Raw genomic sequence first — 21,545 nt, 5'->3', positions numbered from 1 at the left:
AAAAATTATGAAACATTTTCTTTTTACTTTATTACTTAGTTTAATTGCCTCACCTGTTTTTGCGGCCGATTATATTCAGACAAATATTCGGATCGAAACAGCTACTGGCACTGTGTATGCCGGTGATGTTTATTTAAGTGATATTGGCTGCTCGATACGTGATACTAATGGTACACGTCATGTCATCACTGGGGCTAAGGCGGTGTGTGCTTTAAAACAGGCCGCTAGCTTAGGTGGTTTTGCTTATGACATACAAGACTCTAGTTATGGTTTATATCTCACTAGCCTGGCCGATCAAATCGCCATTGGAAGTGATTATTGGTCATTTATTGTGAATTACACTCCAGCCAGTGTCGGTTTGGCTGATTATACTGTACAAAATGGTGATGAAATAATTTTGTCACTGGGTGGGTATCCAAATACTGCTTTGCAATTAAAAACACCCAACCAAGAAGTGTTGGCTGGAAATAAATTAACCGTCCGAGTAAAAGCTGACGGCCAGCCGGTGGTTGGTGCTAAAGTACATTTTGGTGATGTTATAAAAACCACTGATAACTTTGGCAAAGCCAGTTATAAACCAAATACACTTGGTGTCCTTAATGTTTATGCAGACAATACTGGATCAACCAGAACTTATAATACATTTATTCGGGTAATGAAACCATACAGTACTAATCAGATATTTACAGTTAGTGATCAACAAGCGGCCATAAATTCGGCAACACAATTTTTATCTAACCAGGTTGGGGATAATGGTTTAGTAAATGATAGTCAAAGTTTAACCGAGTGGACAGCTCTGGCTTTAGCCAAGACCGGTGCCGATACAAGTAAAATACAAGTGGCGGTGTTGAATTATGATCCGACCACCACCATGCCTTTTGCTACCACGGAAATAGCTCGCCACATTTTAGCTGTTCAGGCGTTGGGTTTTAATGCGAGAAATATCAATGGGGTGGATTATGTGGCACGTTTATTAGCCATGAAAAATAATCACCAGTTTGGTGATGAAGCTTATGTGAATGATGATATCTTTGCTGGTTTGGCTCTAACCGCTGTGGGGGAAGATGCTGGTGTCGCCATCACGGCCGCACAGCAAGCGATAAATACTGATGGTGGATTATCTTATGCTGTTGCTAGCACCGTTAGTGATGTTGATACTACTGCCTATTATGTGCAGTTGTTAAATGCCGCTGGAGATGATGATTATGGCCAAACCGTACGGTATTTACGCTCCCAACAAAATCTGGACGGCGGTTGGGGGTATACTGAACATAGTGCGTCAAACTCTTCCAGTACAGCGGTGGTAATTCAAGCCTTAAACGTAGATATGAATAATGTCCGGCGCAATCATCGCACTGGCTATCAGTTTTTACAGTCAGTCCAAGCTCCCACAGGTGTGTATAAATATGATACCTTTGGTTCTAACAGTAATAACGTTCTCAACTCTAGCTATGCGCTCTTGGCTATGCTAAAATAGAGGCATGATCCATCAAGTAAAAGACTTCAAACATCTCATTGGGCACTTACCAGGCATGACTGACCGTCAGGTGGAAACTCACCTCGGTTTGTATGCTGGCTATGTCAAAAAATTAAATGAAATTCAAGACAAATTAAAAACGGTTGATCCAGTTGAAAGTAACTATACCTACGGAGCTTTTTCTGAATTAAAACGGCGCGAAACCGTGGCTTTTAACGGTTCGTACTTACATCAAGCTTATTTTGAAAATATGACCGCCCAGACCACTGAGCAGTTATCTCAATTTCGAGCTGCCATTGAAGCGAGTTGGGGGACTTGGGAAAAATTTGTGGCCGACATCAAAGGTTCGGCGGCTTCCACGCCAGGTTGGGTAGTGCTTACAAAAAATAAAATCGACGGGATGCTGCATACTTATATCATGTATGAACATAACGTGAATTTCCCGATCCACAATAATGTCTTGCTAGCTTTGGATTGTTGGGAACATGCCTTTGCCATTGATTATGGTACAGACAAAGCCAAATACGTTGATAATTTTCTAAAAGTAGTAGATTGGCAAGTAGTAGCCGAACGGTTTGTGGCGGTACAGTAATAATATGATTGAGCAAACTCAGTTCATTTCTATAGTTTCCCACCAGTTGCGGACACCGGCTTCAACTATGAAATGGTATTTAGAAACGTTGCTGGAAAATCGCCATGGTAATCCCATTAATGATTGGCAGCGTGATAAATTGCATCAAGTGTATCAAAGTAATGAGCGCATGATTTCGTTGATTAATGATTTATTAAATGTCTCACGTTTGGAAGCTGGTAAATTAATGATCAAGCCAACGGCCGTAGTCTTAGCGACGGTAGTTAACCCCGTGTTGGAAGAGTTGCTGCATTTTGCTCACGCCAATAATGTCGAAATCACTGCTCAACTACCAAGCGATCTACCAGCGGTTAGTGCCGATGGCGATAAACTACGCGAAGTCTGTCTTAATTTGGTTAGTAATGCCATTAAGTACAGTCAACGTGGTCATCGCCCAGTAATCATTAGTGCGCGGGTTGTAGCTAATATGGTTGAGTGTGCCGTAAAAGATGAAGGCATTGGTATGTCAGATGAGGCGCAGACTCATTTATTTGAAAAGTTTTTCCGAGCCGATAACGCCATTGAATTACAAACCGAAGGGTCGGGTCTAGGCATGTACATTGCGCGTGAGATTATTCGTTTACACGGTGGTGATATCCGGGTTGTTTCTACTCTTAATCAGGGCACAACGGTTTATTTTACATTACCAATTTATGAAACAAAGTAAGTCTATTCTAATTGTTGAGGATGAAGTCTTCTTATCTAAGATTCTAGCGGAACGGATGCGTGATGAAGGGTTTGATAATATTGAGGTCGCCGGTAATGGTGAAGAAGCGTTGGCTAAGATGGTAACACAGCGCCCGGATATTATATTATTGGATATGATTTTACCGCGCCTGAATGGGTTTGAAGTATTACAACAAATGAAAGTTAATCCGAAACTAAAACAAGTGCCAGTCTTAGTCTTATCCAATTTAGGTCAAGATGATGACATTGCTAAGGCCAAAGCTTTAGGGGTGGCTGATTATATTGTGAAAAGTAATTTTTCTTTGCAAAAAGTGGTGCAAAAAGTTAATACTATTTTAGCCGCCAAACAACCACCGGCTGGTTTTCAACTCTTTGAGTTAATCATCGTTATTGCTACGGTAGCTATTTTAGCAGCTATTGCGGTGATCTTGATTAATCCCTGGCAACGTATTAATCAGGCACAAGATCGACAACGGTGGGCCGATGTTGATAAGTTAATGGATGCTGTTATTGATTATATTGCCACCCATGACGGTAAATATCCGGCAGATTTGGCCAGTGCCACCACTGTACCGATTGATCCAGATGGGACAGCGCCGTATACCTACACAAAATTAGATAATGGTTTAGTAATGATTACCGCTGAGGGTGCTGAAACTGAAGTCATCTCTGAAGTGCGTTAGTGCCGCGAGAGAGAATCGAACTCTCATGGAAGTAAATCCGTACGATTTTGAGTCGTATGCGTCTACCAATTCCGCCATCGCGGCCGACTGAACGGTTTTGATAATAGCATTTTTCAATTAGGTGTCAATACGCTATACTACTACGATATGGCACGGGTAATTGCTTTTGCGAATCAAAAAGGCGGGGTGGGTAAAACCACTACCACCGTCAATGTGGCGAGTTTTTTAGCCTTGTCCGGTAAAAAAGTGTTATTGATTGATGCTGATCCTCAGGCTAATGCCACGAGCAATTTGGGTATTAATGCTAAACAATTGGAACGGGGGATTTATGATGTCATAATTGGTAAAATGCCGTTATCTAATGTGTTGTTTCAAACCGCCGTGAAAGATCTGCACATTGCTCCGGCCACTATTTCATTAGCTGGTGCGACCGTTGAATTAGTGCCACTCGAACGGCGCGAATATCAACTGCAACAGGCTATAAAATCTGTGTTATATTATTACGATTACGTGGTAATTGATTGTCCGCCGTCATTGGATATGTTAACCGTCAATGCTTTAGTGGCAGCGAGTGAAGTGATTGTGCCGGTGCAGTGTGAATATTTTGCCCTGGAAGGTTTAGGTCAGCTTCTGCAGACGATCGAATTAGTTAAACAACATTTACAACCAGACTTATTTGTGAGTGGGGCAGTAGTGACGATGTATGATAAACGGAATTCATTATCCAAAGAGGTCATGGCCGAACTACAAAAATATTTCCCCGATCGCTTGTTTTCCAGTATTATTCCACGCAATGTGACATTAGCTGAAGCACCATCCTTTGGGCAACCCATTGCGGTATACGATCCACATTCTAAAGGTGGTAAGGCGTATGCCGCCCTAACTAAAGAAATTATGTTATACTCATAATCTATGGCACTAGGTCGAGGGCTAAGTTCCCTGATTCCATCAATTGATAAACGGGTTGCTCAAGCGGCCGTGGCGCAAGTCTCGGTTGATGATATCGTTCCAAATCCGCATCAACCCCGGCGGCATTTTTCTCATCAAGAACTTGAGGAGCTGGTACAATCCATCAAACAACATGGTATTTTACAACCGTTATTAGTGTCACCGGCGGCACGCGGTTATGAACTAATCGCTGGCGAACGTCGTTTACGTTCGGCCAAAATTGCCGGTTTGGAAACCGTGCCAGTGATTGTCAGACAGGTTGATGAATTAGAAAAAATCGAGCTGGCTTTGATTGAAAATATTCAACGCTCAGATTTAAGTCCAATTGAAAAAGCCGAGGGTTACCGCAAATTATTACAGGAGTTTGGTTTGAACCATGATGAAGCGGCTAAAAAACTTGGGTTATCACGCTCCAGTTTTTCAAACACTTTGCGCTTATTAGATTTGCCCGGCGATATTCAAAAAGCCTTAGCCGAGGGTAAAATCACCGAAGGGCATGCTAAGGTATTATTGGGTTTAGATAACGAACGTGATCAGCGTCGGTATGTGGAGTTGATTAAAACTGATCACTTGTCTGTGCAAAAATTAACCACCGCGGTGTCTGGTGTCACTAAACAACGTCATAGTTTACCATCCGGTGTGTTTTCCGAAGAATTAGCTACAGCTTTGGGTACTAAAGTAAAAATTACTCCCACGCAAATTATTATTGAATATTATTCTCCAGCGGAGTTAAACACTATCATTAAAAAAATCACTCGTAATAGTTAAGTACGGTTAAGTTTTTGTAGAATGTGTCGTTTGGCTGAATTGGTTTTTACCAGATTAAGCCAATCTGGGTTGGGTAATTTGCGGTTTTTATCAATCAGAATTTCAACCACATCACCCGATTTCAGGGTGGTATCTAAGGCTACCATCGCATCATTTACTTTAGCGCCAACACATTTATGCCCAATATCGGTGTGAATATGATAAGCAAAATCTAATGGGGTGGCATTATCCGGTAAATCAATCACATCACCGCGTGGGGTGAAGACAAAAATATGGTTCTGAAATAAATCAATTTTTAATGACGTTAGATATTGTTCTTCATCTTTAATGTCTTGTTTTAAGCGCGCTAATTGTTGAATCCAACCCAACTTTTCTTTGGGAATAGCGGTTTGATCACTTTCTTTATAGTGCCAGTGCGCCGCGATACCAAACTCAGCTTCGTCGTGCATTTCTGGGGTGCGAATTTGAATTTCAGCAATCTCGCCATCGGGCGTAAACACTGTTGTGTGCAACGACCGATAACCGTTGGGTTTGGGTTGGGCAATATAATCTTTAATCCGACCTTTTAAAGGCGGACAGAGTTTATGCACAATGCCCAGTGTTTCATAACAGTGAGACACATCAGCGACAATAATGCGCAAAGCCACCAGATCGTATATTTTGGCCAAATCACGATCATGTTTGATTAATTTACGATACAGTGAATAAATATGTTTAGCCCGGCCATGTACAGAAATGAAAGCAATATGATGATCAGACAAAGTTTTACTAACGGCCTGTTGTAATTTACGGACAATTTTTTCCTTTTGGCGTTGTTCTAATTCAATCTTTTTTAACAGCCAGGCATATTCTTCCGGATAAACATACGGGAAAGATAAGTCTTCCAGTTGTCCGCGCACATCACCCATGCCCAGGCGATTGGCGATGGGAGCATAGATTTCGAGAGATTCCAAAGCGATGCGGCGCTGTTTTTCTGGAGGCAGAGCTGATAATGTTTCCAAATTGTTCATGCGGTCGGCGAATTTAATCACAATCACGCGCACATCACTGGCCATGGCGACAAACATGCGGCAGAGATTTTCCACATAACGCTGAATCCCGCGGTATTTCAATGTACCCAGTTTAGTCACACCTTCCACTAAGAAAGCTACTTCTGAACCAAACGCTTTTTTAATATCTTTAAGGGTCCGCTCAGTATCTTCAGGCACATCGTGCAACAAACCGGCCGCGATGGTTTTGTCATCCATCCCAAAGGTGGCCAATTTGTAAGCCGTGGCTTTGGGGTGATCAAAATACGGGGCGCCAGATTTGCGCATTTGTCCCTCATGCGCTTTTTCAGCAAAGTCAAAAGCTCGTTCCAGCAGGTCAAAATCCGCATCCGGCACCTGTTCTTTGATATATTCCATTAGTTCTTCCCGTTTCATAGTTTCTATTATAACCTACGTGTTATGTTTATTTCTTCCGGGCGGTAATTAAAGCGGCAGCTTGGTCTAGGGTGATTGTCATTGGATCTTGGCCTTTGGGAATGGCGGCATTCACTTTACCGCATTTAAGATACGGTCCGTATTTACCGTTACATAATTGCATGGGGGCTTTCAAGGTAGGGTGATCACCGATGATTTTTAATACTGTCGTGCGTCGACCTTTCACTTTTGGAGTAGCTAACATTTCACAAGCGCGCTCAAATGTTAGAGTAAGGATATTATCTTCTGGGCTCAAACTTCTCGTTTCTACACCACACCTGATATATGGACCAAAGCGACCATTATCAGCGACAATTTTTTCGCCGGATGATTCATAAACACCCAACACTTTTGGTAACTCCAATAATTGTAAAGCCACATCTAAAGTCACATCTGGTATTTTCATACCCGGCAATAACCCTTTCATTTTAGGTTTAATGGTCTTTTCTTTCTTTATTCTCTTTTTTTTCTTTTCGCCCGTTTTCTTTTCAGCGTCTTCATCTTCCTTCATCTTTTCAGCGATCCTTTCTCGATCACCCAATTGCACGTATGGTCCAAAGCGGCCATCCAGAACATACACGGGTTTTCCGGACACTGGGTCTGTGCCTAATGGAGTGGGACCGGTTGATCGTTTTTCGATAAACTCAACTGCTTGGGCGATGGTTAATTCGTCCGGCGCAATCGTATCAGGAATACTGGCGGTGTCTTCACCGGTGGTAAGGACACGTTCAACAAATGGACCAAACCGACCCACCCGAACGTTTATAGCATGTCCGGCGGCATCGTGGCCAATTGGAATCGTGCAGGTTTTGCGTGGATCAATTTCAACCTGGAGCATGTTTTTTAAACCAGCTTCGGTCTTATCTCCAAAGTAGAATTTTTTTAAATAGGGGAGAGAGGTGACAGTTCCTTCGGCGATGTGATCTAAATCGTCTTCCATAGCGGCGGTGTAAGCAGTGTTAACGACATTGGGGAAGTTTTGACTCAATAAGGCATCCACTGCAAACGCCACAAACCGCGGGACTAAAGCGCCACCTTGTTTATAAACATAGCCGCGATTTTGAATCGTATCAATAATCGTGGCATAGGTACTCGGGCGACCAATTGCGTCACTTTCTAATTGTTTAATTAGCGATGCTTCGGTATAACGAGCCGGTGGTTTGGTATGATGTTCCAAATTTTCCGCACTGATCGATTGAACCGGTTCACCCGTTTGTAAATTAGGCAACACTACCTCAGCCTCACTAGATGTATCATCACTACTTTCATTATAGACTTTAATAAAACCGGCGAACTGAATAGTGCGGCCACTGGCTTGAGCTATCACATCGGTGTAGGTTAACTGGACGGAAGTTTGTTGCAGTTTCGCATCGGCCATTTGTGAAGCAACAGTTCGTTTCCAAATTAAGTCATATAAACGGCCTTCTTCATCATTCAAACCAATCTCATCAGCGGTGCGCATATCTTTACCGGCTGGACGAATGGCTTCGTGCGCTTCTTGGGCGGATTTTTTACTGCGATATTGGCGGGGAGCATCTGGTAAATATGGTTCACCATAGAGACTAGTTATTTTTTGCCGAGCGGCTGAAATGGCTTCACCAGATAAATTAACCGAGTCGGTACGCATGTAAGTAATATAACCTTGTTCATACAAACGTTGAGCCACGCGCATGGTTTTACCAGCCGGCCAACTGAGTTTACGGCCAGCATCTTGTTGCAAGGTACTAGTGATAAATGGTGGCTTAGGTGTGAGAGTGAGCGGTTTTTGTTGAACATCACTCACTTGCCAAGTTTGTGGAGCCACTCGATCGGCGAGAGCTTGGCCAGATACCACATCTAATACCACCACATCTGACTTTGCTTTAGCTAACAATTCACCAGTGGTGTTATCAAAGTCTTTAGTACCAGCGACTCTCTTATCACCAACCTTTGTAATTTTTCCAGTGAAGCGATCGTAATTTACTGTCACATCATAGTAAGCTGAACTACGAAAGGCCATACGGGCTTTTTCACGTTCCACCACTAAATGTAGAGCGGCACTTTGCACACGTCCGGCCGATAATTTTGGAGCAACTTTACGCCACAAGATGGGCGAGATTTCATAACCATATAAACGATCCAAAATCCGGCGCGTTTCTTGAGCTGACACCAAATTCATATCTACACTACGCGGATGTTCCAGGGCGGCTAGAATCGCGTCTTTAGTAATTTCATGAAACACCATGCGTTTCACCGGCACCTTAGGTTGTAACACTCCCAGTAAATGCCAGCTAATAGCTTCTCCTTCGCGGTCTTCATCAGTCGCGAGAAACAGTTCATCGGCCTCTTTAACTAATTTTCGTAAAACCGCAATATGCTTTTTTTTATCACTCGGTATGATATAGAGTGGTGCAAAATCATGTTCCACATCAATTCCTAAACGAGACCATTTAGCGGTTTTGTATTGCGCAGGGATATCGCTGGCTGATTTTGGTAAATCGCGGATGTGACCTAAGCTTGATTCAACAACATACCCACTCGGGAGGAATTTCTTAATCGTTTTTGCTTTTGTAGGGCTTTCAACTATGACTAATTTCATACATTGACCAAAGATTCTTCCGTACTATTCCTTTTATTTCTAAATCTGTCAAGTTTTGTTGCAAAGTCGCAATATCACAATCTACCTGTTGAGCCAATAATTCCAAATGTATGGCACCACCAGACAAGTGTTGTAAAATAGTGTTTTGCAGAGTAGAAATATTTGTTAAGTTTGGGTGAGTGGCCGGTGAGACGTAATTCAATTCAGATAAAATATCAGCTGGCGTGTTTACTAAAATGGCACCCTGTTTGATTAAATTATGTGTGCCAATTGAGCGACTACTAAAAATTGAACCGGGTACAGCAAAGACTAAACGGTTAGATTCTAAAGCATGATGCGCGGTGTTGATGGCGCCCGATCGTTCAGCGGCTTCTATCACCACAGTAGCTAAACACAAACCAGCCAAGAGGCGGTTTCGGGCAATAAAATGATGACGTTTAGCCACAGTTTTTTCTGTATATTCAGATAGTAACAAACCATGATTAGATATTATTCTATCGGCGAGTTGACGATGGGCACTTGGAAACATGACAGAATCATTTAAACCGGAACCAAGCACCGCAATAGTTTGGCCATGGTGTTGTAAAGCAGTTTGGTGAGCCACGGCATCGATACCAGTGGCTAAACCGCTAACAATGACTAAACCAGCCCGGACACACGCGGCTGTGATTTGCTCGCAAACGGCTGCACCATACGGTGTCATGGCGCGACTACCCACAATGGCAATGGCCGGCTGATATAAGGTGGCCGCATCACCGATGCTATATAATAAGTGTGGCGGATGGGGGATTTCTCGCAACAACGGGGGGAGATCTTGGGATGAAATTACCATAATAAAAACCCGCAATAATAACTTAGGCGGGCTTTTATAAGACTCTAGCAAACTTTACGCTGTTTGACAACTTTGATATAGTCACCCCATGAGAAACAGGTGGATTGGGCTTTATAGTGTTGGCGTGGTCGTTGTCGTGATCGGCGGAGTACTTGGGTTTGTCTGGTGGAAAAATGGGTTTGATGAATATATGCCAGTCAGCGGTAATGTCGTTAATGTTACGTTGGTGCCGGAAGAAACAGTTAATTTGCCGGCTCGGTATTATGCGTCAGCCGGTGTGGTGGGGCGACGTGGAGTGATCTTGTTGCACCAAAATAATAGTAACCAGAATTCATGGAACCGGTTAGCGGCTGAATTACAAGAGCGCGATTTTGAAGTGATGACGTTTGATTTTCGCACCACCACGGATTACAACTTGTTAGTGAATGATGCCGCCGAAGCCGTAAAATATCTCCGCGATATTAAGGCCGACATGCCGATTGCTGTGGTGGGAGCCGGTTTGGGAGCGAATGTGGCGATGCGGCTAGTAGATCAAGATACAGCTTTAACTGCCGTGGCACTGATTTCACCGCAATATAATTATAGTGGTGTAAAAATTACGCGCGCCAATCAACGGTTTGTGCGGCCGGTCTATTATCTTGTTAGTCAATCTGATGCCGTCAGTTTAGCTGCTACCCAAGGCCTATATGATAAAAGTCGTTCCATTACTAAAACTTTACGCATTGTCACAGAAGCCAGTGGGCGAGGGACAAAATTATTACGCCATGCTCCAAAGCTTCGCGCCGGTTTAATTGATTGGTTAACGACTGTATTATGACTGATCATATTTGGCGGATTATCATTATTTTAACATTGTGGTTGGCCACTTTGTATGTAGTCACTCATTTTAGTAAGAAATTTTTAACTCTAGTCTTAACCAAAAAAAATGTTTTATCACAGCAACGAGCGACTACTCTAAGTGGAGTGGTGTCACAATTGTTGCGCATCACCATAGTATTGATCTTTGGTATGATGTTGCTCTCTGAGTTTGGGATACCGGTTATTCCAGTATTTGCCGGCGCCGGAGTTTTAGGAGTAATTATTGGTTTTGGCGCACAGTCGGTAATCAAAGATGTATTAGCTGGCTTATTTGTGGTGTATGAGAATAATTATACCAAAGGTGAGTTAGTAAAATTGGGTGAGATCACCGGCGTAGTCGAAGATGTCTCTCTGCGTATAACCATTTTACGCGACCAGTCTGACGTGGTGCACTATATTCCGAATGGTTCTATTACTGTGATATCTAATTATTCCAGAACTAATAAACCGGGTAAATCTGTCTAATAATCCAGAAAAAATACTATGATAAGATTTTGGCTAGTTACAACCCTACTAACACTATTACCCTTAACGGTTAGCCACGCGCCAGTGACTAACGTAGCCATGAAACAAATCATTACTACACAGCGGGTGAAGCTAACCTGGGATCGTGTGACTACAGCCAGACGCTATCGTATAAAAATCATTCATAATGGTGTCCGCATGGCTCGGAAACTTGTCAGAAAGCCCAAAGCTAAATTTCGTGAAACTAAATTCATTGATAATGAATCGTATACTGTCTATGTGCGGGCGCGGGGTAATAAAAATTATACTAAAACTGATTGGACAACTTTTACCTTTGTTTTTTTTGATATCGATCATGATAATGATTTAATTAGTGATGCTGACGATCCAGATGACGACAACGATGGTATTCCGGATACTGAAGATAGTGACCCATATGGTGTGAGTGGTACAGTTTATCCGGTGACGATTAAACAGAATAGTTTTGTGAATGGCACAATTACGCTTGCGCAAAATGATAGTGTTACTTGGATCAATCAAGATGAAGGTGGTCATGCTGTTTCGGCCACTAATGGTCAATGGTATAGCCCACCGTTAGAAGCCAATGAATCTTATACGCACATATTTTCTGCAGCCGGTGTTTTTCCATATTACGATCCAACGCATCCGCTTTTAACCAGTCTCACCGGCACGATCACAGTGACGAGCCAATAATATGCGTTACAACAAAAGCGTCGTGGCGGCAGGATTCTTAGTCGGTATAATAGTAGTGACAATTATTTTGCGCGTCCGGTTTTATTTTTATCCACCGCAAGATCGTTTGACTGATCAATTTACTAATCTGGTTGCTGTGACTGTACCGACCGAAGACATTATTCCTGACTTAAAACCAGTCGACACAAAACAGGCTTTATATAACAGTGATCCAATCATTACTGATTTAACGACTGGCTTACCTTTAGCCAGCGCGACACAATCTGGTCAGGTTTTTATTTTGTTGTTGCGCGGGAGTGATTTAGTAATTTGGTCGGAGCAATCTGAACAGGTATTACATGACAATATTACTTTAGTTAATGGTCAACCCCCAGTGGCATCGTTGACTGTTACTGCCAATGGCTTTGTGCTCGTGGTTGATCGTTTGGTTGAGCGGTATGATACCGTTTGGCAATTACGTGATAGTCTCACCTTACCAGTGTCACCACGCTTGGTAGTGGCGAATGATGATACTGTTTGGTTTTATACAGCTGACAGTTTAATGACAGTCGCTTTACCCACCGGCACAGTATTAGCTCAACAAATAATCATTGATAAACTGCCGTGTGCTCTTGTACTGGATAACACTGATGTTGTTACCATCCAAACTTCAGACACTAATACTACGTTTACAAAATTAAATAATTTAGGTGTAGCGCAACCGGCGATTGTAGCACAATTAACTTTACCGGACTCATGCCAATCAGCCGTGCGGGCAGGGAAATTAGTCGCGCTGGTGTTTGCTCAGCAAATTAGTTTGTTGGATGACAACTTAGTGGCGCAGTATGTGCCGATCACTTTAACCCCAAACATGATTGCTCCACAAGTATTAATCCAAGATGATGGCTTGTCTGTGATCTACAGTACGTCAGAAACATTAGGAAATTATACGACGCATTTGGCTAAATATCTAACCCCAACCTCCCCCGTTCCTCGCTGACTCGGAACAGCCCCCTCCTTTCAGGAGTGGGGCGAAGACGGGGTCCTTGTCAATTCCTAAGATTAGGAGTATATTCGTTAATGAAAAGCGCCACCTATGATTGGGGGCGTTTTATGTTTAATAGAACTTTCACAGCAAAACAAATTCATTTACAAAGAAAGATTATTAGGATTTAAGTTCAGACGGCAATTCGCTATTTATCGATATATTGTTGATTTTTACTGCCACGAAAAGAAACTAATCATTGAAGTTGATGGCGAAATTCACAAAGATCATCAAGGATATGATCAATCAAGAGATGTTTATTTACGATCATTTGGATATTCAGTAGTTAGGTTTACAAATGCAGATGTTCTAACCAGACCTGTCTGGGTCTTAAATCAAATTTCCCCACTCCTGAAAGGAGGGGGGAGGTTTACTCAAAATAGATTCATTCTAATTGTTCTAATTGTAGTACCGCTTGGTGTAATAACCGGGTATATAAATTTAAACCGATTTGTTGCACATGACCGTGTTGTTTTTTACCTAAAATATCACCCACTCCCCGGATTTCTAAATCTTTCATGGCTAATTCAAAACCACCGCCCAAACCTTTTATTTGATGCAGCGCGCGCAAACGATTTTGCCCCTGTTTGGTGAGATGTTGTTTGGTGTAGAGCAGATAAGCATAACCTTGAATATGGCTGCGTCCAATTCGGCCACGCAATTGATATAATTGAGCCAAACCAAAATCTTCCGCGTGTTCAATAATTAAAGTATTAGCATTAGAAATATCCAAACCATTTTCAATAATGGTTGAGGCAATTAAAACATGAATCCGTCCACTATAAAACTGTTCCATCGTGCGAATTAGTTGGCTAGCCGGCAATTGGCCATGCGCCACGGCCACAATGTGATTAGGAAAATGCTGGCTCACAAACGCCTCACGGGCATAAATGGTACTGAGATCATTGTGCACAATATACACTTGGCCAGAGCGGTCTAACTCTTGCGCAATAGCTTGCCTTTCTAATTCCGGAGAAAATTCATTGATGACAGTTTGAATACTCAGGCGTTGGGGTGGGGCAGTATTGAGCACGGAAATATCGCGCAAACCAGACATGGCCAAATTGAGCGTGCGGGGGATCGGTGTGGCTGTCATAGTTAAGACATGAGCTGAAGCGCGCAGGGCTTTGAGACGCTCTTTATGCAACACACCAAAGCGTTGTTCTTCATCAATTACTACAAAGAATAATTTTGGAAAGTTAATATCACTGGATAATAAGCGATGTGTCCCAATTACAATGTCAACTTGGCCAGCTTGAATGGCTTTAACAGTGTGTCTAATTTCCGCGGCAGTTTGTAAACGAGATAAACAAGCCACTCTCACTCCATATTTATCGAGGCGATTATGAAACGTGTGCCAATGTTGATCGGCTAACACGGTGGTTGGCGCCAGCAAGGCCACTTGGCCACCACCGGCTAATACCACATGCAGGGCAGCGCGTAAGGCCACTTCCGTTTTGCCAAAACCAACATCACCACATAGCAAACGATCCATCGGTTTGTCATTAGCCAAATCTGTTAATACATCAACTATCGCTTGATCTTGATCGGCAGTTAAAATGAAATCCACATCCGCCGCACAATCGGCTTCAATTGGCAAAACTGTGCTCGGTACCACACTGGCGATAGCCGCATCGCGTTGGGCATGTAGTTCTAATAACTCACGGGCGGTATGACGGACATCATCTTGCACGCGATGCACTAAGGTTTCCCATTGCGTGCCGGATAATTTTGTTAGTTTCGGTTGGGCTTGGCCTAAATATTTTTCCACGCGATTAGCCGCTTCTAAGGGGACAAATAATTTATCATTACCTAAATATTTTAATTTAAGATAATCAGTGCCATCGATATTAACTTGACCTTCAAAAATACCAATCCCATGATCAATATGCACCACGTAATCACCTAATTCAAGCGAGCTAATATCCAATGGTTTAACAAACGTGGCTAAAGTTTCTTCTTGACCAAAAATATGTGCATCGGTTAAAAACAACCAATGGTCTTTCGGATAAATAAACCCATCTAGTGCTACATTTGGTGTAGTAATAGTGGCCTGAGGTAGAAGTGATACTAATTGTTCTGGTTGGCACGTGGCGACTTGCACGGTTAAAAATGTGCCGGCATCCTGCTTTAATAAAGCAAAGCGTTTATGGTAAAACTTCGGGGTAATATATTCATATTGTAGATCACTTTCTGTCCATAATGGTAAGTGGGCAGAATAAGCTTTAGGATAAAAATCAATTTGATAAATCTTACCACCGGCTTGTTGTGTAAAAACATCCAAGCTAGATAACTGTATAATAGTGTTACCATCAAATTCTACCCGTACCGCTATCTGATCAACAATATCCACAATATTACCGCGCACGGCAAATGTGCGCGGTGACACAGCCCGGGGTAAACGTTCAAACCCCATCAGATGTAATTGGTGAATTAAATCAGATAATAAAATTGTTTGCTTTGGTGCTAAGTGCAGAATACGTTTATTGTAATCGGCTTGGGTTAAGGTGTGCTCATCTAAAAACACTTGAGAGACTATGGTGTCATCAGGGAATTCGCTATAAAAATACCGACACAATTGTTGCAGTTGCAATACTTCTTTATCGGATTGAGCTAAAAAAAACACCGGCCCTTTAGCCAATAATGGGGGGAAACGGCGCGACAATTCAAAGGCAATTTCAGTCAGTGTTCTAAAGTGCGGCACGGGCTGATTGTAAAGTGCTTGACAGCTTTTGTAAAGTTGTTATACTGCGGCCGATTTTAAAAATCTTTATTATAAATAAATGTCTAGCCATCCAGGTGTATGGGCTGGTGCAGGATACTCACTCCTCCTAAAGTATGCTGTACCGTTCAAGTAGGCTTTTGTCTCGCCTATACATTTGGATGATTAGACATTTTTGTTTTGAACACTCTTCGGAATTTACCCCCAACCCCCTTGCAGGGGGCTTAAGATAAGAAAAGATGTTTTCAAAACTTATTTATTATTTCCCCCTGCAAGGGGGACTAAGGGGGTAAACTCCAGGTGCTTGATTTTTCCAAAAATATCTGTTATAATTTTTTAGTATGGATCCCAGATTACACGCCTATCTCAAAAAAATTATTGAAACGGCTCATCATAGGCAAGATATTCCTGAACCGTTATTAAATAAAATGATCGCTGATTTACATATCCAGTTGGATGATCGTTTAATGACGATGGAGCCAACGGCTACTGTTGAAGAAACACTACAGCAATTCGAGCAATCATATATAAACATCGTCAACCGTGGAGAAAAAGTATAATAAAAATATTCTAGAATCTGTTGTTAAACGAACTGCCGGTTTAACGGTGGATTTGTTTAATCGCGCCTTAGAGAGACACGAAATAACTGGAGATGTTGATAAAGATAGCTTAGTAGACTTTGCCCATGAGCATGGTTTGGAAGCAGGTGAAATTGATCAGGCCTTACAGGAAGTATCCGAACAATTGGATATCGAGGCTAGCAGCGTGGCTCGGCATGAGCATGAAAGTAAACGTAAAGAAACCAAATTGTTTGATGTGCGTAACCAGGTTAGTTTACGCTGGCACAGTATGTTGGAAACGTTTGGTAAAGGTAAGATTGCCGAACGAGCTGAAAAACAACGCCACGATCGCCTACAAAATAATGATTATATTGCCGGCCTCATCGAGGCGGCTTTAGAACGAGCTTCAATTCGGCGTCGGTTTAAACAATATTCTGAAATTGGTGGCAATAATTTTGTTGGTCTTCTCAAGCAATATCAAAAAAATGAAATCACCCGGGCGGATTTGGAAAGACAAGCTGATTTTAATGACGGCGTTGATGTCATTGTGGAACGATTAGATATACCACAACCATTTAAAATTGATGGTGTAGCCATTGAGATGACACCGCAAAATGAAAAGATGATCAAGAATCACCTGCGGTTTGTTTTACAAGCCGAAGTAATTCAATTAGCTCAATTAGGCGAGATGAAGGTCATGGAAACCGGCGCTTATCATGTCACCGATAAACGTAATGCGCGCACGTGGGCAACAGTGGCCTCAAAAGTACTTGGGTCTGGCACGCTGTGGGGTATAGGTGTACGTGGCGTGGGTCGCATGGCGATTGGCGGCTCGATTGTGGGCGCAAGTTTAGCCAGTAACCCGGTGGGTTGGGGCGTAATTGGTGCGGCGATTGGTACCGGTGCTGTAGCTGGTGCCGCCTCACAATGGGCGCAATATAAATTCGTGCGCCGCCAACAACGCAAGATGGATTTAGCCACCGGTATGACACGTGAGCAAGTGGGTGGTTTAGAAGTTACTAAAAGTGCTCAGGAAATAAATACACACTTACTTAACCTTGTTCGAGAAATAAAGACGTTAACTCAAGCAATGACAAGGGAAAAATCTTCAGAGTTAATGGGTAAAGTGCAAGATTTATATCAAATTATTATCGAGACTGACTGTCGTTTATTACAATCACAAATTGGGGGACAAGATTTAGTGTCATTTGGTTTAGAAAATAGGTTACAAGCCAGTTTGGATTTATTAGAAAATCTAAAAGAAGCCACTTTGGTAGTCCGTGATACTCAAGCTAAACATTTACCAAATATTGATTTATCCCATATTGCGCATGATGCCAAACAAGTGGTGGACACCATTCAGAGAAATTTAGAATCGGCTTTGTCGCGTGGTGAAGGGAAACGTATGTTATTAGGTGGTGTATTAGGTGGCACCATGGCCGGAATATCGGCTACTGCCATGGATTACATTTCCAGTTGGTTAACGGTTCACCATGTTAATGTACCGGTTGAAACACCACCGCCAGTTGAACAGCCTCCAACCTTGGTCGCTAACCTAAATCCTAATTTACCGGATACGATAACTTTTCAGGGTCATCAAGTGTCTTTGCTCATGGATAATGACGGTAATATGGCTATTTATAATACTGATAGTGGAGCTGTTGATCTAACACATCCATTAACTGATCCAATCGATACAACTCCGTATGCGGCTGATCATCAGTTGCATGTTGATACTCAACCAAACGGAAACATTATTATATTGACTGAACATAATGAACCAGTAGCGATTTATGATATCGATGTCGATGCTACCACAACAGTGAGCCATGAGATTGATCCAAACAGTGAGGCCGGTAGATTGTTAGCGCAGATTAGTGATCCCGCTTATATCGAGCAAACTGAAAGCTGGCGCCAGCAACGGTTAGACTTGTTAATGGAAGCCTATTCTTCCGGTCGATTATCTAGTAATGAATCATCCGAATTAGTGGCCGCGCGTTTAGAACGAGCCACGCGGCACATGTTGATGGAAACAACTACATATCACGGTAATAAAGATCAGGCATTAAATGAGGCTTTTTCTGAAGATGTAACTGTCATTCAACACCAAGATTTACCCTGGATAAAAGGCCCTAGTAGCCACGTTGCCAGACGCTGGATCGATGTTGTGACCGCTCTACGTAAAGTTGAACCAACTGAACAGACTGTTGAAACTCTCAAAGTGAAATTAATTGATCAAACCCCGCCACCACAACCAGTAGTACCGCAACCACCAGTTGTCACTGAACAAACCAACCAGGCCATCATTAAAGCCACCCAAGCCGCCGCCGCTTTGGCCGGTTTGGCCTTAGATCAATATATTGCCCCGGTTCGTTCCCACGGTGGTCAGCCCGCGCCACATGAGGCGCCTCTAAACAGATTAGAAGAGTTTAAATTTGTACCGGCGAAGGAAGCACCTGAAGAAGTTGCCCCGACCGTGGTAGTGGCACCACCCCGAGTAATTATTCCACCACTGCCACGACCAGAACCTCCAAAACCTGCGCCCGCACCGGAAGAGGCATCAACAGTAGAACCATCCGATGAAGAAGTACAACGCAAAGAAAGTGCTGAATTAGAAAACACTATTAAATATCCTGATTTGGCTGCATACATTGTTGAAGAAGTTCATAAACAAATACCGGCTGATGATAGAAGTGTGGCGATAGATTTGTTAGTGGCCGATTGGAATGATAAATTTCCAAGTGGCATGGGAGGACTTTCTAATGGTGCTATAGAACAAACTCTTGGAATAACTCTCGGTAATATTCCCACTATAATTAATGGAATTGTTAGTCGGATGAAGGCAGCCGTGCGTGATCCAGCAAAAGTTAGTGATATTATTCATATAGTTGATAGATCAAAATTGGACGAGTTAGATGAATTAATGGCACCCCCTGATACCAAACCAAAACCTCCAACACCTACACTAGTACCAATCCCTCAACCAGAAGAGGTAATAGCTGATCAAGTTGTCTTGCCAGAACCAATTCCCGTAGTGCTTCCTCCAGCTGCAGAAGTTGCCGCTACCGAACTGGCTGCTACCGTAGTAGTACCAACTGAAGCAAAACCAACTCCAGCTTCAGCGGAGGAAATAGACAAACAACGTAATATACTGGAGAGTGTTTTTAAGTCAAAAGAATTGGCTGGTGTAATAGTCGATGGTATCAAACATTTACCAGCGGCTAGTTTCACACAAGCCGTAAAAGCTTTAAATGGTAATTGGCTTAGATTAAAACATGCTGAACCTTTTTTAGCGCATTTGGATGAAATAGAAACACTACAAGTTTTGGGTTTAGATCCGCTTGAAGTCAAGATCAGTGCGACCGGTTTGATAGCGAATATTATATCGAATGCCCCTAACATTATTACCTTAGTGGATACACCAAAAAGGTTAGAATGGAAAATAACTGATAAATCAAAAAAAATTAAAGAGAAATTTGGTGATAAGTTTAGAACTGGTTTACAAAATTATGTTATTGAACAATCTCTTTATGGGGTAAGAGTAGTAGAAATTTTAGCCGCGTTTAATCAACAAACCCAAAATTGGAAGGGTACAAGACCGGAATTATTAAAAAAATTAGGTTGTTTTGATGAGGCTGGTACATACGATGAAAGTAAGGCCGAAGTGGTGTTTGGTAAGATTGTAAGAGGGGAGAGTATTGAATAACGGATCGCTGAAAAGATGAAGGGGATGAAGACGCTGAAAAAAAGACTACAATGATCCTTTTGCTTTCCCATTGACAAAAACCGATAAATCAGTAAAATTTTTGGTTCCCTTGGAAAAAGGGAATATTTGGTGTGCGTGTATTAAAAATACGCCTGCACCAGTTCTTTGACAACTCCACGATTTTACTATTTGTAATCCATAATGGTTTTTTCATTGTGGTTTGCGCATGGTAGAGACGTTGCATGCAACGTCTCTACCATGCGCAAACCACGTTCATGTTCGGAGGAACCAAGATGTCCTGGCTCTACGAAAACCGCAAGTGGGTTTCGACCCTGGCGGTTTTTTTCCTGTTCTGCGTGACGTTTATTTGTGGTGTCGGGGTCGTCGGGGTTAACACCCCGGCGATTGGCGACGCCACGACCGGCGTCGCCGAGTCCACCCCGACCCCTGCCGCCGTCGAGCCGATGCTCACGGCGGCTGCGATCCCGACCCCGGCGCCCACGGAAACGCCGGTGGTCGAAACCCCCACCCCGACCCCGGAGCCCCCGGTGGTGCAGGCTCCCAAGCCCAAGCCGAAGGGGCACGGGCTCCTGGCCAAGGGAGCTAGGGGTGAGAAGGTGACGGAGTTGCAACAGCAGCTCCGTGAGATGGGGAATCCGGTCGCGGTGACCGGAGAGTTTGACGGAGTCACCGAATCGGTGATCCGTCAGATTCAAATGACCGCTGGGATCGACAACGACGGCATCGTCGGTCCCAACACCCGGTCGGCTCTCACCACCGCCCTCGTGAAGGCGCGTGTGCGAGCCAAAAACACTGTCCCGACCCCGCCGGCACCGACGCCCACGCCGGTGGCCGAAGTTCACCCGACGACCACCACGCCGGCTCCCGCGGTTGACGCGTTGCTGTTCATTCAGCACCGGCCGAAGGCGATGCCGGAATGTGAGTCATCTGGTTATCCTCTCCCCACCGACACTGGCATGGTGTCTTGGTGGGTTTCGCAGCAGTCGTCTTGGACGACTGACTGCTTCCTCGACGGTGATGTGACCCCATCTGAGGGTCAGCTCACCCAGGCGCGCGACGTACGGCGCCTGTACTCGAGGAAGATCTCCCACGAGGCTTTCAGCGCCTCCAGCCGACCCGAGTACGAGAGGGTTCGAGCGATGCGGGAGGTTCGTAAGTCCCTCCGGCCGGCGCAGATGCGCGCCCTGTCGGAGTTCGACACCGCCATGCGCCTCACCGAGGCCAGGGCGAACCTCGTCACCCGGTTCGCGGGACCGGACGAAGAAAATGAACACCCGGACGTGTTTTCCGGGCGGCAATAGTTAACCTCCACCAGCAATGGTGGCCTGGTTCTGATCCCAGGTTCAATTGGTCAGAGAGCGTTCACAGCTCCGAATCAGTGAAATCGTGGAGTAGGGAGATAAAAGTG

Annotated in this window: 17 protein-coding genes, 1 tRNA gene and 1 pseudogene; 14 read left to right on the top strand and 5 right to left on the bottom strand. The window is 43.5% G+C overall.

What is annotated here, in order from left to right:
• Positions 1 to 7 precede the first annotated feature (7 nt).
• From WCV88_05505 to WCV88_05490, 4 genes are read left to right on the top strand one after another with little or no spacing between them, the layout of a single operon-like run.
• Positions 8 to 1,477 carry a DUF4430 domain-containing protein gene (locus WCV88_05505; GenBank protein MFA6475620.1) on the top strand — a complete coding sequence of 490 codons (1,470 nt, stop codon included), beginning with the start codon at positions 8 to 10 and terminating at the stop codon, positions 1,475 to 1,477.
• Positions 1,478 to 1,481: 4 nt separating this feature from the next.
• The gene (locus WCV88_05500; GenBank protein MFA6475619.1) at positions 1,482 to 2,069 is read left to right on the top strand and encodes a Fe-Mn family superoxide dismutase; all 588 of its coding nucleotides are present in this window, start codon (positions 1,482 to 1,484) and stop codon (positions 2,067 to 2,069) included.
• Positions 2,070 to 2,073: 4 nt separating this feature from the next.
• Positions 2,074 to 2,775: a HAMP domain-containing sensor histidine kinase gene (locus WCV88_05495; protein MFA6475618.1), complete on the top strand. Its 702-nt coding sequence runs from the start codon at positions 2,074 to 2,076 to the stop codon at positions 2,773 to 2,775.
• On the top strand, positions 2,762 to 3,478 hold the full coding sequence (locus WCV88_05490; GenBank protein ID MFA6475617.1) for a response regulator: 717 nt from the start codon (positions 2,762 to 2,764) through the stop codon (positions 3,476 to 3,478). Before WCV88_05495 ends, WCV88_05490 begins: the two co-directional genes overlap by 14 nt.
• Here the strand turns inward: WCV88_05490 and WCV88_05485 are convergent.
• A tRNA-Leu gene (locus WCV88_05485) sits at positions 3,479 to 3,562 on the bottom strand.
• Between the two features lie 63 nt (positions 3,563 to 3,625).
• Here WCV88_05485 and WCV88_05480 point away from each other — a divergent pair.
• Both WCV88_05480 and WCV88_05475 read left to right on the top strand, forming a co-directional pair.
• Positions 3,626 to 4,387 carry an AAA family ATPase gene (locus tag WCV88_05480; protein ID MFA6475616.1) on the top strand — a complete coding sequence of 254 codons (762 nt, stop codon included), beginning with the start codon at positions 3,626 to 3,628 and terminating at the stop codon, positions 4,385 to 4,387.
• 3 nt (positions 4,388 to 4,390) lie between these two features.
• On the top strand, positions 4,391 to 5,194 hold the full coding sequence (locus WCV88_05475; protein MFA6475615.1) for a ParB/RepB/Spo0J family partition protein: 804 nt from the start codon (positions 4,391 to 4,393) through the stop codon (positions 5,192 to 5,194).
• On the opposite strand, the gene WCV88_05470 is transcribed toward WCV88_05475, so the two are convergent.
• Genes WCV88_05470 through dprA form a run of 3 tightly spaced genes read right to left on the bottom strand, consistent with a single transcriptional unit; the run spans position 5,191 to position 10,067 of the window.
• Positions 5,191 to 6,618: a RelA/SpoT family protein gene (locus tag WCV88_05470; protein ID MFA6475614.1), complete on the bottom strand. Its 1,428-nt coding sequence runs from the start codon at positions 6,616 to 6,618 to the stop codon at positions 5,191 to 5,193. The two genes, WCV88_05475 and WCV88_05470, sit on opposite strands and share 4 nt — an antisense overlap.
• A 28-nt stretch (positions 6,619 to 6,646) precedes the next feature.
• A complete protein-coding gene (topA, locus tag WCV88_05465; GenBank protein MFA6475613.1) occupies positions 6,647 to 9,235 on the bottom strand; it encodes a type I DNA topoisomerase in 2,589 nt (862 codons plus the stop codon).
• A complete protein-coding gene (gene dprA / locus WCV88_05460) occupies positions 9,216 to 10,067 on the bottom strand; it encodes a DNA-processing protein DprA (GenBank protein MFA6475612.1) in 852 nt (283 codons plus the stop codon). The genes topA and dprA overlap by 20 nt, the downstream gene beginning before the upstream one ends.
• Positions 10,068 to 10,155: 88 nt before the next feature.
• Here dprA and WCV88_05455 point away from each other — a divergent pair, with 88 nt between their 5' ends.
• From WCV88_05455 to WCV88_05435, 5 genes and pseudogenes are all read left to right on the top strand, one after another.
• Positions 10,156 to 10,884, top strand: coding sequence for an alpha/beta hydrolase (locus tag WCV88_05455; protein MFA6475611.1), 729 nt, complete (start codon positions 10,156 to 10,158; stop codon positions 10,882 to 10,884).
• Positions 10,881 to 11,390 carry a mechanosensitive ion channel domain-containing protein gene (locus WCV88_05450; GenBank protein MFA6475610.1) on the top strand — a complete coding sequence of 170 codons (510 nt, stop codon included), beginning with the start codon at positions 10,881 to 10,883 and terminating at the stop codon, positions 11,388 to 11,390. The genes WCV88_05455 and WCV88_05450 overlap by 4 nt, the downstream gene beginning before the upstream one ends.
• Positions 11,391 to 11,408: 18 nt before the next feature.
• Positions 11,409 to 12,104, top strand: coding sequence for a hypothetical protein (locus WCV88_05445; GenBank protein ID MFA6475609.1), 696 nt, complete (start codon positions 11,409 to 11,411; stop codon positions 12,102 to 12,104).
• Position 12,105: 1 nt separating this feature from the next.
• Positions 12,106 to 13,083: a hypothetical protein gene (locus tag WCV88_05440; protein MFA6475608.1), complete on the top strand. Its 978-nt coding sequence runs from the start codon at positions 12,106 to 12,108 to the stop codon at positions 13,081 to 13,083.
• Between the two features lie 96 nt (positions 13,084 to 13,179).
• Positions 13,180 to 13,464, top strand: a pseudogene (locus tag WCV88_05435) (endonuclease domain-containing protein).
• Between the two features lie 49 nt (positions 13,465 to 13,513).
• Here the strand turns inward: WCV88_05435 and WCV88_05430 are convergent.
• Positions 13,514 to 15,832, bottom strand: a complete 2,319-nt coding sequence (locus WCV88_05430) for a DEAD/DEAH box helicase (protein MFA6475607.1) — start codon at positions 15,830 to 15,832, stop codon at positions 13,514 to 13,516.
• A gap of 359 nt (positions 15,833 to 16,191) precedes the next feature.
• Here WCV88_05430 and WCV88_05425 point away from each other — a divergent pair, with 359 nt between their 5' ends.
• The 3 genes from WCV88_05425 (at position 16,192) to WCV88_05415 (ending at position 21,438) form a co-directional block, all read left to right on the top strand.
• Positions 16,192 to 16,410 carry a hypothetical protein gene (locus tag WCV88_05425; protein MFA6475606.1) on the top strand — a complete coding sequence of 73 codons (219 nt, stop codon included), beginning with the start codon at positions 16,192 to 16,194 and terminating at the stop codon, positions 16,408 to 16,410.
• On the top strand, positions 16,394 to 20,116 hold the full coding sequence (locus tag WCV88_05420; GenBank protein ID MFA6475605.1) for a glycine zipper family protein: 3,723 nt from the start codon (positions 16,394 to 16,396) through the stop codon (positions 20,114 to 20,116). Before WCV88_05425 ends, WCV88_05420 begins: the two co-directional genes overlap by 17 nt.
• Positions 20,117 to 20,358: 242 nt before the next feature.
• On the top strand, positions 20,359 to 21,438 hold the full coding sequence (locus WCV88_05415; GenBank protein ID MFA6475604.1) for a peptidoglycan-binding domain-containing protein: 1,080 nt from the start codon (positions 20,359 to 20,361) through the stop codon (positions 21,436 to 21,438).
• Positions 21,439 to 21,545: the final 107 nt, after the last annotated feature.

The sequence above is a fragment of the Patescibacteria group bacterium genome (assembly GCA_041665365.1).
GTDB lineage: Bacteria > Patescibacteriota > Patescibacteriia > UBA9570 > UBA9570 > UBA9570.
The sequence above is the reverse complement of the archived record's forward strand: the minus strand, read 5'-3'. Positions and strand labels throughout refer to the sequence as shown.

Coding starts and splice junctions, on each gene's coding strand:
- WCV88_05505 (MFA6475620.1), top strand. CDS start 8: ATGAAACATTTTCTTTTTACTTTATTACTTAGTTTAATTGCCTCACCT.
- WCV88_05500 (MFA6475619.1), top strand. CDS start 1,482: ATGATCCATCAAGTAAAAGACTTCAAACATCTCATTGGGCACTTACCA.
- WCV88_05495 (MFA6475618.1), top strand. CDS start 2,074: ATGATTGAGCAAACTCAGTTCATTTCTATAGTTTCCCACCAGTTGCGG.
- WCV88_05490 (MFA6475617.1), top strand. CDS start 2,762: ATGAAACAAAGTAAGTCTATTCTAATTGTTGAGGATGAAGTCTTCTTA.
- WCV88_05480 (MFA6475616.1), top strand. CDS start 3,626: ATGGCACGGGTAATTGCTTTTGCGAATCAAAAAGGCGGGGTGGGTAAA.
- WCV88_05475 (MFA6475615.1), top strand. CDS start 4,391: ATGGCACTAGGTCGAGGGCTAAGTTCCCTGATTCCATCAATTGATAAA.
- WCV88_05470 (MFA6475614.1), bottom strand. CDS start 6,618: ATGAAACGGGAAGAACTAATGGAATATATCAAAGAACAGGTGCCGGAT.
- topA (MFA6475613.1), bottom strand. CDS start 9,235: ATGAAATTAGTCATAGTTGAAAGCCCTACAAAAGCAAAAACGATTAAG.
- dprA (MFA6475612.1), bottom strand. CDS start 10,067: ATGGTAATTTCATCCCAAGATCTCCCCCCGTTGTTGCGAGAAATCCCC.
- WCV88_05455 (MFA6475611.1), top strand. CDS start 10,156: ATGAGAAACAGGTGGATTGGGCTTTATAGTGTTGGCGTGGTCGTTGTC.
- WCV88_05450 (MFA6475610.1), top strand. CDS start 10,881: ATGACTGATCATATTTGGCGGATTATCATTATTTTAACATTGTGGTTG.
- WCV88_05445 (MFA6475609.1), top strand. CDS start 11,409: ATGATAAGATTTTGGCTAGTTACAACCCTACTAACACTATTACCCTTA.
- WCV88_05440 (MFA6475608.1), top strand. CDS start 12,106: ATGCGTTACAACAAAAGCGTCGTGGCGGCAGGATTCTTAGTCGGTATA.
- WCV88_05425 (MFA6475606.1), top strand. CDS start 16,192: ATGGATCCCAGATTACACGCCTATCTCAAAAAAATTATTGAAACGGCT.
- WCV88_05415 (MFA6475604.1), top strand. CDS start 20,359: ATGCAACGTCTCTACCATGCGCAAACCACGTTCATGTTCGGAGGAACC.